The sequence below is a fragment of the Salinicola sp. DM10 genome, assembly GCF_017306975.2.
GTDB lineage: Bacteria > Pseudomonadota > Gammaproteobacteria > Pseudomonadales > Halomonadaceae > Salinicola.
Genome location: NZ_JAFLEN020000001.1, coordinates 1,022,720 through 1,037,032 on the forward strand (window position 1 = coordinate 1,022,720; position 14,313 = coordinate 1,037,032).

10 protein-coding genes and 2 tRNA genes are annotated in these 14,313 nt (G+C 63.6%); 8 read left to right on the plus strand and 4 right to left on the minus strand.

Features of this window, described 5'->3' with window-relative positions; genetic code table 11:
* Positions 1 to 444: 444 nt before the first annotated feature.
* On the plus strand, positions 445 to 1,734 hold the full coding sequence (gene gltA, locus J0A90_RS04535) for a citrate synthase (protein ID WP_207031044.1): 1,290 nt from the start codon (positions 445 to 447) through the stop codon (positions 1,732 to 1,734).
* Positions 1,735 to 2,108: 374 nt separating this feature from the next.
* Here the strand turns inward: gltA and J0A90_RS04540 are convergent.
* The 3 genes from J0A90_RS04540 to gltX form a co-directional block, all read right to left on the minus strand.
* Positions 2,109 to 2,184: transfer RNA gene (locus J0A90_RS04540), tRNA-Glu, on the minus strand.
* A gap of 31 nt (positions 2,185 to 2,215) precedes the next feature.
* Positions 2,216 to 2,291, minus strand: a tRNA-Ala gene (locus J0A90_RS04545).
* An 87-nt stretch (positions 2,292 to 2,378) separates the two neighbouring features.
* Positions 2,379 to 3,857, minus strand: coding sequence for a glutamate--tRNA ligase (gene gltX / locus J0A90_RS04550; protein ID WP_207031046.1), 1,479 nt, complete (start codon positions 3,855 to 3,857; stop codon positions 2,379 to 2,381).
* 464 nt (positions 3,858 to 4,321) lie between these two features.
* Between gltX and J0A90_RS04555 the strand changes: the two genes are divergently transcribed.
* Complete coding sequence (locus J0A90_RS04555) at positions 4,322 to 4,876, plus strand: helix-turn-helix domain-containing protein (RefSeq protein WP_233076491.1); 555 nt, start codon at positions 4,322 to 4,324, stop codon at positions 4,874 to 4,876.
* A gap of 223 nt (positions 4,877 to 5,099) precedes the next feature.
* Positions 5,100 to 5,294: a hypothetical protein gene (locus J0A90_RS04560; protein ID WP_207031050.1), complete on the plus strand. Its 195-nt coding sequence runs from the start codon at positions 5,100 to 5,102 to the stop codon at positions 5,292 to 5,294.
* Between the two features lie 55 nt (positions 5,295 to 5,349).
* Here J0A90_RS04560 and J0A90_RS04565 read toward each other — a convergent pair whose 3' ends face one another.
* A complete protein-coding gene (locus J0A90_RS04565) occupies positions 5,350 to 6,546 on the minus strand; it encodes an MFS transporter (RefSeq protein ID WP_207031052.1) in 1,197 nt (398 codons plus the stop codon).
* A gap of 508 nt (positions 6,547 to 7,054) precedes the next feature.
* On the opposite strand from J0A90_RS04565, the gene J0A90_RS04570 reads away from it, so the two are divergent.
* The 5 genes from J0A90_RS04570 (at position 7,055) to J0A90_RS04590 (ending at position 14,251) form a co-directional block, all read left to right on the plus strand.
* On the plus strand, positions 7,055 to 7,426 hold the full coding sequence (locus J0A90_RS04570; RefSeq protein WP_207031054.1) for a hypothetical protein: 372 nt from the start codon (positions 7,055 to 7,057) through the stop codon (positions 7,424 to 7,426).
* Between the two features lie 16 nt (positions 7,427 to 7,442).
* Positions 7,443 to 8,207: an AraC family transcriptional regulator gene (locus J0A90_RS04575; RefSeq protein ID WP_207031056.1), complete on the plus strand. Its 765-nt coding sequence runs from the start codon at positions 7,443 to 7,445 to the stop codon at positions 8,205 to 8,207.
* Between the two features lie 200 nt (positions 8,208 to 8,407).
* On the plus strand, positions 8,408 to 11,599 hold the full coding sequence (gene putA / locus J0A90_RS04580) for a bifunctional proline dehydrogenase/L-glutamate gamma-semialdehyde dehydrogenase PutA (protein WP_207031059.1): 3,192 nt from the start codon (positions 8,408 to 8,410) through the stop codon (positions 11,597 to 11,599).
* 306 nt (positions 11,600 to 11,905) lie between these two features.
* A complete protein-coding gene (putP, locus tag J0A90_RS04585) occupies positions 11,906 to 13,396 on the plus strand; it encodes a sodium/proline symporter PutP (RefSeq protein ID WP_035470644.1) in 1,491 nt (496 codons plus the stop codon).
* Between the two features lie 303 nt (positions 13,397 to 13,699).
* Positions 13,700 to 14,251 (plus strand): OmpW family protein, encoded by a 552-nt coding sequence (locus J0A90_RS04590; RefSeq protein ID WP_207031061.1) that lies wholly within the window; start codon positions 13,700 to 13,702, stop codon positions 14,249 to 14,251.
* Positions 14,252 to 14,313: the final 62 nt, after the last annotated feature.

Consider the following 14,313-nt stretch of genomic DNA (forward strand, 5'->3'; position numbering starts at 1 on the left):
CAAGCGCAGACATGGCACTATGACTCCCCTTCTCCCGCAGTGAGACACAGACGTCACGGCGACACCCGGTATCACAGCGGCTACACTCCAGGTCCCGGCCGCAAAAGACGCAGCACGGACTCTTTCACCTGCCGATCGGGCAGAGCCGCCTCGGCCGAAGCGACTCTGCCTGTATCAGTATAGCGACAATCCTGGCCGCGCCCGGCATCTCGGCACGGAATATGGCCCGCCAGCCTCATCCATGGAGCGGCGCGCCCAGCAGGAGCAGATCACGGGACGCATTGACCGAGCAAAGTGTCGACAATGCGCGAAACCGCCTATAGAAGCCGTTGTCAAAGCCGCTTGGGCGAATTGACAAACCTTTGCGGAAACCTATAGTGGGCGAACTCTTTTTGCCCGCATAGCAGGAAAGACAAAGGGTTATGTCACGATAGGGAGGCCTACATGGCTGACAGAAAAGCGAAACTTTCCGTCGATGGTGTCGACAAGACGATTGAATTCCCGGTTTATTCCGGCACCCTCGGACCGGACGTCGTCGATGTGCGCAGCCTGACCGGCGAGGGACTGTTCACCTACGACCCGGGCTTCGTCGCCACCGCCGCCTGCGAGTCGGGCATCACCTACATCGATGGCGGCGCCGGCGTACTGCTCCACCGCGGCTACCCCATCGAGCAGCTGGCCGACAACTCCAACTATGTGGAACTCAGCTACCTGCTGATGTTCGGCGAACTGCCCACCGCCGAGCAGTACCGCGACTTCTCCGAGACGGTCAGCCGTCACACCATGGTTCACGAGCAGATCGTCAACTTCTACAAAGGCTTCCGTCGCGACGCCCACCCGATGGCGATCCTGTGCGGCGTGGTCGGCGGGCTGGCCGCGTTCTACCACGACAACCTCGATATCACCGACGCCGAGCAGCGCCATGTCAGCGCCATCCGCCTGATCGCCAAGATGCCGACGCTGGCCGCCATGTGCCACAAGTACAACATCGGCCAGCCGTTCATGTATCCGCGCAACGATCTCAACTACGCGGAAAACTTCCTCCACATGATGTTCGGCAACCCGTGTGAGAACTACGAGGTCAATCCGATCATGGCCAAGGCGATGGATCGCATCTTCATGCTCCACGCCGACCACGAACAGAACGCCTCGACCTCGACGGTACGCCTGACTGGCTCCACCGGCGCCAATCCCTTCGCCTGCATCAGCGCCGGCATCGCAGCCCTCTGGGGCCCGGCCCACGGCGGCGCCAACGAAGCGGTACTGGCAATGCTCGACGAGATCGGCGACGACTCCGAAGAGAACATCCAGCGCTTCATCGACAAGGCCAAGGACAAGAACGATCCGTTCAAGCTGATGGGCTTCGGCCACCGGGTCTATCGCAACTTCGACCCGCGCGCCAAGGTGATGAAGGAGACCTGCGACGAGGTGCTCAAAGAGCTCGGGATCGCCGACGACCCGCAGCTCAAGATCGCCAAGCGCCTCGAACAGATCGCGTTGGAGGACGAGTACTTCATCGAGCGCAAGCTCTACCCCAACGTCGACTTCTATTCCGGCATCATCCTCAAGGCCATCGGCATCCCGACCAACATGTTCACCGTGATCTTCGCGATGGCGCGTACCGTCGGCTGGATCTCGCACTGGAACGAGATGATCAGCAACGGCTACCGCATCGGTCGCCCGCGCCAGCTCTATACCGGCCACGCCAAGCGCGACTACCCCAGCTCGAACTGAGATTCGCGCCCCGGGGTAGCGCTCACCCTACCGTAACCGCCGATCCCATCGGCGGTTTTTTTGGCCGCGGAAGATGTCCACACATTCTGTGGATAACCCTGTTCAAAACCATCATACAATGTCACGCAGGCCCCCTGACAGGCGCCCTGAAGACAGATCGTTCAATTTTTGATCAACCGCAACGCACTGATTTATAAGAAAAAAGCAGGATATATACGCATTTCAGCCGCTTACCCGCAGGCCTCGGCGGCACAGCGGGACGCAGTGGACAATCGACCACGTTGTCAAGCGTTATGAAGCGATCAAAAACGAGTTATCAACAGCCAGCCACATAGGTTGACGGTCGAAATGGGAAGGATGAGGAAAAGCAGAAGTGGCGTCCCATAGGGGGTTCGAACCCCTGTTACCGCCGTGAAAGGGCGGTGTCCTAGACCACTAGACGAATGGGACGCAAAGGCGCGACATCGGTCGCGACGTTCCTTGGTGGAGCCTAGCGGGATCGAACCGCTGACCTCGACACTGCCAGTGTCGCGCTCTCCCAGCTGAGCTAAGGCCCCGTCTCAGGAACGGGGCGAACTATACGGGTATCTAACTGATCCGTCAACACTTTATTTGAGCGCCGACGGATCCGGCCAGGATTCGCATCAAAGCTCGCGATAGCGCTTCTCGAGCCGCTTGGCCTGCTTCTTGGAGACCCCGCCGAGCACCTCGATGGCGTGACGCAGACGCGCCCGGGTCATGTCGGAGCCGATGATCGCCATCGCATCGAGTACCGAGGTGGAGTGGGCGCTGCCGGTGACGGCGATGAACACCGGGGCCAGGAACGCCTTCATCTTGAGTTCTAGCGCCGCCGAGAGTGACTGGCACACCTCCAGCAGCTCGGCCTTCTCCCAGCGGCCGACCGCCTCGAGGCGCCAGGTCAGGAACTGCAGTAGCTCGACCAGTGACTCCCGCTCCAGGGCCACCCCATCGAAACTCTCGGCACTGATCGAGGGCAGCCCGGAGAAAAAGTGCCCGGCCAGCGGAATGGCGTCGGACAGGGTCGAGATCCGCGGACGAATCTGCGGCAGGATCTGGTCCACGTACTCCTCGTTGAAAGCCCAGCTGCGCAGCGCTTCGAGCAGCCCGGCATCGTCCAGGTCCTCACGGATATAGACGCCATTGAGCCAGGTGAGCTTATCGAGATCGAACACCGGCCCACCCAGCGACACGCGCTGGATATCGAAATTGGCCATCATCTCGTCGAGCGAGAACTTCTCACGCTCGTCCGGCATCGACCAGCCCATGCGACCCAGATAGTTGGTCAGCGCCTGGGGCAGATAGCCCATGCGCCGGTAGTAGTTGATCGAGGTCGGGTTCTTGCGCTTGGACAGCTTCGACTTGTCCGGGTTGCGCAGCAGCGGCATGTGGCACAGCACCGGCATTTCCCAGCCGAAGTAGGCGTAAAGCAGCTGATGCTTGGGCGCCGAGTTGATCCACTCCTCACCGCGCAGCACATGGGTGATCCCCATGAGATGGTCATCGACCACATTGGCTAAGTGGTAGGTGGGCATGCCGTCGGACTTGAGCAGAATCTGAGCGTCTACCTGGGCCCAGTCGACCTCGATCCGACCGCGAAGCATGTCGTCGATCTCGCAGGTTCCACTGTCCGGCACGTGCATGCGGATCACGTAGGGGTAGCCTTCCGCTTCGCGGCGGGCGCGCTCCGCTTCGTCCAGAGCCAGATCGCTGGACTTGAGCGCCAGATGCTGGCCCGCCTCACGCCGCGCTTCGCGCAGCGCGTCCAGCTCCTCGCTGGTGCGATAGCACTTGAAGGCATGACCGGCATCCAGCAACTGCTGGGCGTGCTCGGCGTAGATCTCACCACGCTCGCTCTGGCGGTAGGGGCCGTGCGGGCCACCCACATCGGGGCCTTCGTCCCAGCTCAGCCCCATCCAGCTCAGCGAATCGAGGATCATCTGCTCCGACTCCAGCGTCGAGCGCTGGCGATCGGTATCTTCGATCCGCAGGATGAACTGCCCGCCATGCTGGCGCGCGAAACAGAGATTGAAGAGCGCAATATAGGCCGTCCCGACATGGGGGTCACCGGTCGGGGAAGGCGCGATACGCGTGCGTACAGTCATGAATCCAATCCGTTGATGAAAAAGCGGGCCTGGGCCCGTAAAGAGACCCCCACGCGACTCGCGCGAGGGCTTCCCGATCTCGCTAGTATACGCGCCCTCAGCGGCCACCTGCAGGCCCAACCCGTCAAGGCAGCGCCGGGAAACTTCGACACAAATTGTTCAAGTGGCACGAAAGGCACTAAGATTCATTATCGTGCAGAACGATTGCCCTGTCCCGAGCGTCTCGTCCAACGCTCGGCCATGGCGGTCCGAGACTTTCCGGCACCTCCTCGACAGCTGGAATTTTTCTTACATTCCGACACGTTGCAATAAATGTCGAGAACGTCGCTCCAACCAACCCGAAACAAACTTCGGTGATGAGTGGATATGCTAACGCATCATTATGCAGGCGAGATGTACGGATGGACGGGCTAGGACCAAGAATCAAACAACTTCGACTCCAGGCCGGACTGAGCAAAGCCGCGTTGGCACGCCGGGTCGGTGTTTCCGACGTCACGATCTCCTACTGGGAATCCGGCACCATCAAGCAGATCGGCCACGCGCGCCTGGTCGCCCTCACCTCTGCGCTCGACTGCTCGATTCGGCAATTGCTCGACGACGACTCCCTCAACGCCCTGGCAGTGGATGCCCCGACCAAGCCGCAAGGGCTACTGGCGTTGCGCTCACGCGTCTGTGCGCCCTGGGAAGCCGCCTCCAGCAGCGCCGACCTCGATGCCGAGCTGTCGACTGCGCAACTGCTGACCAGCGACTGTTTCATGGTCACACCCGCCGAGGGTGAGACCTTCGACTTTCTCTATGAGGGTGATCTGGCAGCGGTGCTCCCGAGCGAACGCTTCCAGCAGGACGGGCTCTATCTGATCGAACGCGAGGGTCGCCTGCAGATCCAGTATCTGGAGCGCCTCACCTCAGGACGCATCCGTGTCAGCGGCGAGCAGCTCCAGAGCGTCAGCGTAGAGAACATGCGCACCCCGCCGTTTCGCGTCGTAGGCTACCTACGCGCCCGCTGGAGCCGCCAATGAGCCGCGGCGATCGTCACCTGCCCCAACGTTAGAATCTCGGGGCGCGTTAGCCCTACCCCAGCTACTGTCATGCCATTCGAGACATCCGTTCGATGTCTCGTCACATATCTCCTCTCGCCCGACCAGCAGCTATCCTGACATACAAGACCAAAGTCGCATCCCGGCATGCTTTCCCGTTAGACTCCTAACGGCACTCTGAGCCATTCCGATGAGGAGACGAACAATGGATATGTTCACCCTGACACAGACGAGCGATCGTTGGATTGCCTGCTGCCGCGCCTGTGGCCATGAACAGGCGCTACCGGAAACCAGCGCTATCGAGCTATCCGCCGAGGGTGTCGCCATTCAGTGCGAACGCTGCCCCAGCCAGGAACCCTGCGTTTACCCCACCGAGAACGCCGCCGCACCGATCGACTGACGCGCCGCCAAGGTTCCGAAACGCCCCCGTGCCAACGTGCCGGGGCGTCTGCCGTTCAGGCTTCATTCGAGGCGCGACGCGGCTCCTGCCAGCGCGCCAGCGCATAGATGAGAAGACCTCCCAGCGCCATGACTGCGCCAACAATGCCGGTGGAGGTCCAGCCATAGCCCGCGGTGATCGCCAGGCCGCCGAGCCAGGGGCCGAGCGCATTGGCCACGTTGAAAGCGGCGTGATTGGAGGCCGCGGCCAGGGTCTGGGCATCTTTGGCCACGTCCATCAGCCGAATCTGCAGCGGCGGCGACAGCGCCACCATACCGCCGACCGCCAATACCGCCAGCCATACTGTCCATACCGAATGGGCCGCCAGCGGGAACAGCAGCAGGATGATCGCGCTGAACCCCAGTATCCAACCCACCGAGCGGAACTGCAGGCGGTCGAACAGCCAGCCGCCGGCCATGTTGCCGAGGATCGCCCCCACGCCGAACGCCGCCAGGATCACCGGCACCCAGTGATCTTCCAGGCCAGTGACCTGGATCAGCGTCGGCGCCAGATAGCTGAACACGCAGAACATGCCGGCAAAGCCGATCGCGCCGATGCCCAGCGTCAGCCAGACCTGACGGCGGCGCAGCGCGGTCAGCTCGCGCAACGGGCTGTTGCGCACCTCATCGCGGTTGAACGGCAGGTAGATGAAGACCAGCACCACCGTGACCAGGCCGATCGCGCCCACCAAGCCGAAGGCGTAGCGCCAGCTAAGCAACTGCCCCAGCCAGGTCGCCAGCGGGTTGCCGATCAGCATGGCGGTGGTGATACCGAGCATCACCCGACTGACCGCCTTGGCACGCTTGTGCGGCGGCACCATCGACGCCGCCACTAGCGCGGCGACCCCGAAGTAGGCTCCATGGGGCAGCCCCGAGATGAAGCGGAACAGCATCAGCGAGGCGTAGCCGGGGGCCAAGGCACTGGCGAAGTTGCCGATGGCGAAGAACGCCATCAGCAACAACAACAGGTGGCGCCGATAGAGATAGGCGCCGAAGACCGCGATCAGCGGCGCGCCCACGACCACGCCCAGCGCATAGGCGCTGATCAGGTGGCCGACCTGGGTCTCGCCGACGCCGAGCGCCTGGGCGACGTTCGGCATCAGCCCCATGATGGCGAATTCACCGGTACCGATCGCAAAACCTCCCACGGCCAGCGCCAGCTCGATGAGTATCGCGACGCGGGCATCGGGACGCCCGTTCGTAGCTGCGTTCATAGCGCCCTCTTAATACTTTCGTCTAATAACGGAGATCGCGCCATTATCCCTGCTCCCCGAGACCTTGAGAACCGCTGACGCATGTCAATTTCCCACGTGTGGGCGATTTACCGTCACGCAGGCAACGCAGCAAAGCCCCCTGGGAACTTTTCACGCCCCCCGGACTCATAACAGGCATGAGATTCCTGCGATGGGATCTCTAGCTTACTGTTAGCGATCGTTGGTCGCCGCGCTCACTGCGCGGCGACTTTTTTTGTGGTCATTTTTTGTGATCGCTTTTTTGTGGCCACTGTCCCTGGCGCCCTCCCCTCGGGCCGTCGGCGGAACCGACGTCAAAAACCGCTCCCGGTGTTTTTGTGTCTTCGACACGCGCTTGCGCACCTTCGACCTCTCTGCCGCCCACCCGTCCTGGGGGTCGGTGGCGTGGCGCTGGGGCAGGCCGCGGCGAACGTGATAGACTGCGGCTCTGGTCGCAGGTCTTGGTCATTCCGCCGCCGGGAGCGTCCTCGTGCAGCTTTTCTTTATCGTCTTCGCCGTCTGTCTACTGGTGAGCCTGGGCACCGTGGCCGCGCTGATGCTGTCGCGCACGCCGCGCTATCGTACCGGCGCCGAGGATCTGATCGCCCTGTTCGATGCCGTGCTCGACAACCGCGCCGATCAGGCGCGCTGGGACAGCGTCATCGGCTACCCCATCCGCCACGATGCCTATCTGGAGAGCCTGCGCCGTCGCTGCCAGCATTTGATGGAAGCCCATGGACGCCCCTGGCAGGTGGCACAAGGCGGGTCGCTGTTCTCGCGCCAGGGGCGCGAGGAGCTGAGTGCATTGCGCGCCCATCTCGCCGCCCATCAGGCCCTGCACCAGGGCGAGTATTCGGCGTGAGCCGGCGGAGCGCAGCATGACCGATACCATCCGCCTGGCACCGCTGGACAACGCGATCCAGCACCATCACCACGACTACCATCAGATCGTGATCGGGCTCTCCGGCTATGCCGAATTCGAGGTCGGCGGCCACGGTGGCGTGGTGGCCCCGCTATCGGGCTGCCTGGTGCCGGCCAACGTCGAGCACTACTACGAGGGTATCGGCGACAACCGGCAACTGATCATCGACCTTCCCGACGACGCCGCCTCGCTCACCGGCAGCCAGCGCGAGCTGCGGCGGCTGTTCGATCGCCCCGGCTACTTCAGCCTCGACGAGTCGTTGCAGCACTTCGTCCAGTTCCTGCTCCACGAGATGGCGCGCCCGCAGCACGCCCCGGGCGATCTGCTGATCACCACCCTGCTGAGCTCCCTCGACGCGCGACGTGAGCCGGCCGAGGCGGTCTCTTCACGCCTGGCGCGTACCCTCGACGTGGCACGTCTGGAGCGTTTCGTGCATGCCCATCTCGACCGCCGCATCAGCGTCGCCGAGCTGGCTCGGGTCGCCTGTCTCAGCGAGGCTCATTTCAGCGAGCGCTTCCGCCAGCAGACAGGTCTTTCACCCTATCAGTTCGTCATGCGCCAACGCCTGGAAGCGGCGCGGCATCTGATCACCACCTCGGACACGCCGCTGTCGGAGATCGCCGAACGTACCGGATTCGCCAATCAGAGCGGCCTGAGCCACGCCTTTCGTCGTCACTTCGGCTATCCGCCGATCACGCTGCGTCGTCAGACTTTAGTCTAAGCCCTTTGGCTACAGCGCGGCCGACGACCTTCCCGAGGGTTCGCCACCCCGGATTTTTGACAAATCTCTCCGCGGAATTGGCAAGTCGCCGCGCTCTGTTTCACGCTAGAGTCACCCACCATCCTTCCCTCCGTGCCGGAGACGGACGCCTGGTGACAGGCGATCACACGTCCCGCCGATGTCCATTCAGGGGTTGAACAATGTTAAAAGCCGATCAGATGTTGAAGCCCGAAACGTGGCAGACCTCGCTCGATGAGCTGTTCGCGCGGATCAGCGAACACTATATCGTCGCCGAGGACACCTACGTCGCGGAACTGGTCACCCTGCTGGGGGCCGATCAGGCCGAGTTCAAGCGCATCGGCGACAAGACCGCCGAGCTGGTACATGACGTGCGCGAGATGGACACGGCGGTCGACTCGATCGACGAGCTGCTGCAGCAGTACAGTCTCGACACCCAGGAGGGCGTGCTGCTGATGTGTCTGGCCGAGGCGCTGCTGCGCGTGCCCGACAAGGCAACCGCCGATGCGCTGATCGAAGACAAGCTCGGGGTCGCGGACTGGAAGCGCTATGTCGGCCAGAGCGAGTCGTGGTTCGTCAACGCCTCCACCTGGGGCTTGCTGATGACCGGCAACGTGATCCAGCTCGACAAGCCCCGAGACGGCAAGCCGGCCAACTTCATCAATCGCATGGTCAATCGCATGGGCGAGCCGGTGATCCGCAGCGCCATGTACCAGGCGATGAAGATCATGGGCCAGCAGTTCGTCCTCGGGCGCACCATCGATGAAGCCCTGAAGCGCTCCAAGCCCCTGTTCAACAAGGGCTACACCTACTCCTACGACATGCTCGGCGAAGCCGCGCGCACGCGTGACGACGCCAAGCGCTACTTCGACGACTATGCCGCGGCGATCCGCCAGGTGGGCGAGACCAGCCGCCGCCTGGACGCCAAGACCCCGGCGCCTTCGGTTTCGATCAAACTCTCGGCGCTGCATCCGCGCTATGAGTTCGGCCGCCGCACCCAGGTGCTCGAGGAGCTGGTGGGTACGGTCAAGCAGCTGGTCGAGATGGCCCGCGAGCGGCAGGTGGCACTGACCATCGATGCCGAGGAGGTAGACCGCCTGGAGCTCTCGCTGGAGGTGTTCCGCGCGGTCTTCGAAAGCGACGTCTGTCGCGGCTGGGGCCACTTCGGCCTGGTCGTGCAGGCCTACTCCAAGCGCTGCCTCACGGTGCTCCACTACGTCAACCGGCTGGCCGACCAGCAGGGCGACGAGATCCCGCTGCGGCTGGTCAAGGGCGCCTACTGGGATACCGAGATCAAGGAGTCGCAGAAACTCGGCGTGGCCGGCTATCCGGTCTATACGCGCAAGGCCTGCACCGACGTGGCCTACCTAGCCTGCGCCAAGTTCCTGCTCTCCGAGAACACCCGCGGGCGGATCTTCCCGCAGTTCGCGACGCACAACGCCCACACCATCACGCACATCCTCGAGCTGGCCAACGAGGCCGATCGTGCGTTCGAGTTCCAGCGCCTGCATGGCATGGGCGAGGCGCTCTACGAGGCGGCGCTCAAGCGCGCCCCCCAGGGCACCTACTGCCGCATCTACGCCCCGGTCGGCGCGCACAAGGACCTGCTGCCGTATCTGGTGCGCCGGCTGCTGGAGAACGGTGCCAACTCCTCGTTCGTGCACCAGCTGGTCGACCCGCGCGTGCCGGTGGAGTCGCTGTGTGTCCACCCGGTCGCCACCCTGGCGCACTACGACACCTATGCCAACCCGCGCATCGCCCTGCCCCAAGACATCTATGGCCCGGCCCGCAAGAACTCCAAAGGCGTCAACTTGAACATCAACAGTGAATACCAGCCGCTGATCGCGCGCATGCAAGAGTTCATGGAGCGCGACTACCACGCCAAACCGCTGCTCGGGGTCGAGGTCAGCGCTGACGAGTCCCAGCGCCAGCGCGTTACCAGCCCGTTCGATCGGCGCCAGGTGGTGGGCAGCGTGCAGTGGGCAACCCGCGACCAGGCCGAGCAGGCGGTGGAGATCGCCTGGCAGGCCTTCCCGCGCTGGAGCGAGACGCCGGTCGACGAGCGTGCAGCGATCCTCGAGCGTCATGCCGATCTGATGGAGACTCACCTGGCAGAGCTGATGACGCTATGCTCGCGTGAAGGCGGCAAGCTGCTCACCGATGGCGTCGACGAGATCCGCGAGGCGGTCGACTTCTGCCGCTACTATGCCGCCCGCGCCCGCGAGCTGTTCGCCGAACCCACCAGTCTGCCCGGACCGACCGGCGAGTCCAACGAACTGATGCTCGGCGGCAAGGGCGTGTTCGCGGCGATCAGCCCGTGGAACTTCCCGGTGGCGATCTTCACCGGGCAGCTGGTGGCGGCCGCTGTCGCCGGCAATACCGTGGTGGCCAAGCCGGCGGAGCAGACTTCGCTGGTCGCCAACCGCGTGATCGAGCTGCTGTATGAGGCCGGCATGCCGCGTGACGTGGTTCAACTGCTGCCGGGCGATGGCCCCACCGTGGGTAGCGTGCTGAGCAGCGATCCGCGCATCACCGGCGTGGTCTTCACCGGCTCCACCGGTACCGCGCAGATCATCAACCGCGCCCTGGCGGCGCGCGACAATGCGCCCCTGCCCACGCTGATCGCCGAGACCGGCGGCATGAATGCGATGATCGTCGACTCCACCGCGCTGCCCGAGCAGGTGGTGGCGGACGTCGTCCACTCCGCCTTCCAGAGCGCCGGTCAGCGCTGCTCGGCGCTGCGCGTGCTCTATCTGCAGGATGACATCGCCGATCGCGTGATCGAGATCCTGCGCGGGGCGATGGCGGAGCTGCGTATCGGCGACCCGCGCGATCTGGGCACCGACGTCGGCCCGGTGATCGACGAAGAGGCCCGCGAGGGGCTGCTCGCTCATGTCGAGAAGATGAAGGCCGAGGGTCGCCTGCTGGCCGAGGCAGAGCTCGATCCGGCACACACCGAACACGGTACCTTCGTCGCACCGATGGCGTTCGCCATCGACGGCATCGCATCGATGGAGAGCGAGCAGTTCGGCCCGCTGCTGCACATCGCCCGCTACCCTGCCGACAAGCTCGATGCGGTGATCGATGCCATCAACGCCAAGGGCTTCGGTCTGACCTTCGGCGTGCACAGCCGCAACGAGAGCTTCACCGACTATGTCGCCAGCCGCATCCGTGTCGGCAACGTCTACGTCAACCGTGACATCATCGGCGCGGTGGTCGGGGTGCAGCCGTTCGGCGGCCAGGGCTTCTCCGGTACCGGCCCCAAGGCCGGCGGTCCGCACTACCTGCTGCGCTTCGCCACCGAGAAGACACGTACCATCAATACCGCGGCGCTGGGCGGCAACGCCTCGCTGCTGGCCATGGGCGACGACTGAACCCGGCGCCCCGGGTGATCACCCGAGAAGGAAATCGCTCATGCTCGACCGCACTCGGCCGTCCCCGATAACAACAGCAACCGATATACTCCCCCCGCGATGCGCGCGGGCGGGAGGCGTGCTCACCCGAGGACGTCGCCGCGTGCCTGCCGATGCGACGGCGTCCGGAGTGAAAATCGCTGATGTGCCGGAGCCGCGCTCCGGCCTAGCGCCCGTCGATCGAGGAAGCCGATGCAAGTCGCGTTGGCTTCCTCGATCGATCTCTATCCCCTCCAGCCTAATAACTACGTAACAGGAGACGCTTCTATGGCTATCGGTGTCTGGATCAGCCTGTGTGCCTACTTCGTGCTCATGATCGCCATTGGCCTCTACGCCATGCGCACGTCCACTGCCACTTCCGAAGACTATATGCTCGGAGGACGTACTCTGAGTCCGCAGGTCGCCGCGCTTTCGGCCGGCGCCTCGGACATGAGCGGCTGGTTGCTGCTGGGCCTGCCCGGGGCGATGTTCATCTCCGGTCTCGCCTCGGCATGGATCGGTATCGGCCTGTTCGTCGGGGCCTTCTTCAACTGGCTGCTGGTGGCACCCAGGCTGCGCGAGCAGACCGTGCACTACGGCAACGCCATCACCATCCCGGCGTTTCTGGCCAACCGCTTCCCGACCCGCGCGCTGTCACTGCGCACGGTCTCGGCCATCGTCATCGTGGTGTTCTTCTCGGTCTACACCGCGTCGGGCCTGGTGGCCGGCGGCAAGCTGTTCGAGAGCGCCTTTGCCGGCGTCATCGACATCGGCGGGCTGAGCGACTACGCCACCGGGGTGATCCTCACCCTCGGGGTGGTGCTGGTCTATACCGTGGTCGGCGGGTTCCTGGCGGTGAGCATGACCGACTTCGTCCAGGGCTGCATCATGATGCTGGCGCTGGTGATCATGCCCGCGGTGGTGCTGTTCGGTGAGGGCGGTGGCGGCTTCAGCCAGGCTCAGCAGACGCTCAACCAGGTCGATCCCACGCTGCTCTCCTGGACCGACGGGCTGACCATCGTCGGCTGGCTCTCCGCGGTGACCTGGGGCCTGGGCTACTTCGGCCAGCCGCACATCATCGTGCGCTTCATGGCGATCCGCTCGGTCAAGGACGTGCCCACGGCGCGTAACATCGGCATGAGCTGGATGTTCATCTCGCTGGTCGGCGCGATCTCGGTCGGCATCTTCGGCCGCGCCTATGCGATCCGCAACGGCCTCGACGTGCAGGACCCGGAGACGATCTTCATCATCCTCTCCAACCTGCTGTTCCATCCGCTGATCACCGGTTTCCTCTACGCGGCGCTGCTGGCGGCGATCATGAGCACCATCTCCAGCCAGCTGCTGGTGGCCTCCTCGTCGCTCACCGAGGACTTCTACCGGTTGTTCCTGCGCAAGGAGGCGAGCGAGAAGGAGACCGTCACCATCGGCCGCCTGAGCGTAGTCGCGGTGGGCGTGGTGGCAGCGATCATCGCCTCCAACCCCGACTCCCAGGTGCTGGGGCTGGTCAGTAACGCCTGGGCTGGCTTCGGCGCCGCCTTCGGCCCGCTGATCCTGCTCTCGCTGATGTGGTCGCGGACCAACGGCGCCGGCGCCATCGCCGGCATGGTGGTGGGCGCGGTGACGGTGATCGTGTGGATCGCGCTGGGCTTCAGCAGCTCGTTCCTGGGCGGCCCCGGGGTCTACGAGATCATCCCCGGCTTCATCGCCTCCTTCCTCGCCATCGTAGTGGTCAGCCGTATGACCAGCGACGCCGGCGAGTATCGTCAGATCACGCGCTGAGCGTGCTCGACCGCCAAGATCAAGGGCTCCTGCGGGAGCCCTTTTTCGTGCCCGCGCACCGACGTCCTACCACACCTGGAGAAGCGCCCTGACGAGACGCTGGCGTAACCTTCGCGCAGCTACTAGGTTTACTGAGAGGACACGCGGGACATGCGTGTGGCCTCGGTCCGGTCAACAAGAAAACACTGTTTCAAAATTTTACTGGACTTATAGAACAGCGTTTCCTATCATCCCCATCGTTGTCTCATAGAATGTGAAAGCCGGTAACACGGCTGCATGATGTAAAGAAAGGAGTCCTTGATCATGACCAAGACCAAACTGTTCTCTGCCATGGTTGTTGCCGGCGCTTGCGCATTCGGAACCCAGGCTGCATTCGCTTACGGCGCTGGTGATTTCTTCGCCCGTGCCGGCGTCGCCAAGACCGACGTCGACACCGGCTACGCCGATCGCGACACCGGCGCCTACCTGGGTCTGGGCTACATGTTCCATGACAAGCTGGGCGTAGAGCTGAGCTCCATGACCGAAACCAAGGTCCACGCCGAAGGCGGCACCTTCAAGCAGGTTCCGGTCAACCTGATGGCGCAGTACTACCCGCTGGGTGGCATGGATTCCCGCGTGCAGCCGTACGCAGGCGTCGGCGTCAACTACACCACGTTCTCCAGCGAAAGCGGCGTGGGTAGCGTCGATGACTCCTGGGGCGCCACGGGTGAGCTGGGTGTCGACCTGAACGTGACCCAGAACTTCGGCTTCAACGCCTTCGCCCAGTACACCGACGTCAACGCCGACATCAGCGGCGGCCGCGACATCGACCTCGACCCGGTCACCGTGGGTGCCGGCGCGATGCTGCGCTTCTAAGCGTCACCAGAAAGACAAAACCGGGCCAATGGCCCGGTTTTTTTATGCCCGCTCGTCTTGCA

Bases quoted from the DNA above. Each gene is read 5' to 3' on its own strand.
- gltA (WP_207031044.1), top strand. From the start codon at position 445: ATGGCTGACAGAAAAGCGAAACTTTCCGTCGATGGTGTCGACAAGACG.
- gltX (WP_207031046.1), bottom strand. From the start codon at position 3,857: ATGACTGTACGCACGCGTATCGCGCCTTCCCCGACCGGTGACCCCCAT.
- J0A90_RS04560 (WP_207031050.1), top strand. From the start codon at position 5,100: ATGGATATGTTCACCCTGACACAGACGAGCGATCGTTGGATTGCCTGC.
- J0A90_RS04565 (WP_207031052.1), bottom strand. From the start codon at position 6,546: ATGAACGCAGCTACGAACGGGCGTCCCGATGCCCGCGTCGCGATACTC.
- J0A90_RS04575 (WP_207031056.1), top strand. From the start codon at position 7,443: ATGACCGATACCATCCGCCTGGCACCGCTGGACAACGCGATCCAGCAC.
- putA (WP_207031059.1), top strand. From the start codon at position 8,408: ATGTTAAAAGCCGATCAGATGTTGAAGCCCGAAACGTGGCAGACCTCG.
- putP (WP_035470644.1), top strand. From the start codon at position 11,906: ATGGCTATCGGTGTCTGGATCAGCCTGTGTGCCTACTTCGTGCTCATG.
- J0A90_RS04590 (WP_207031061.1), top strand. From the start codon at position 13,700: ATGACCAAGACCAAACTGTTCTCTGCCATGGTTGTTGCCGGCGCTTGC.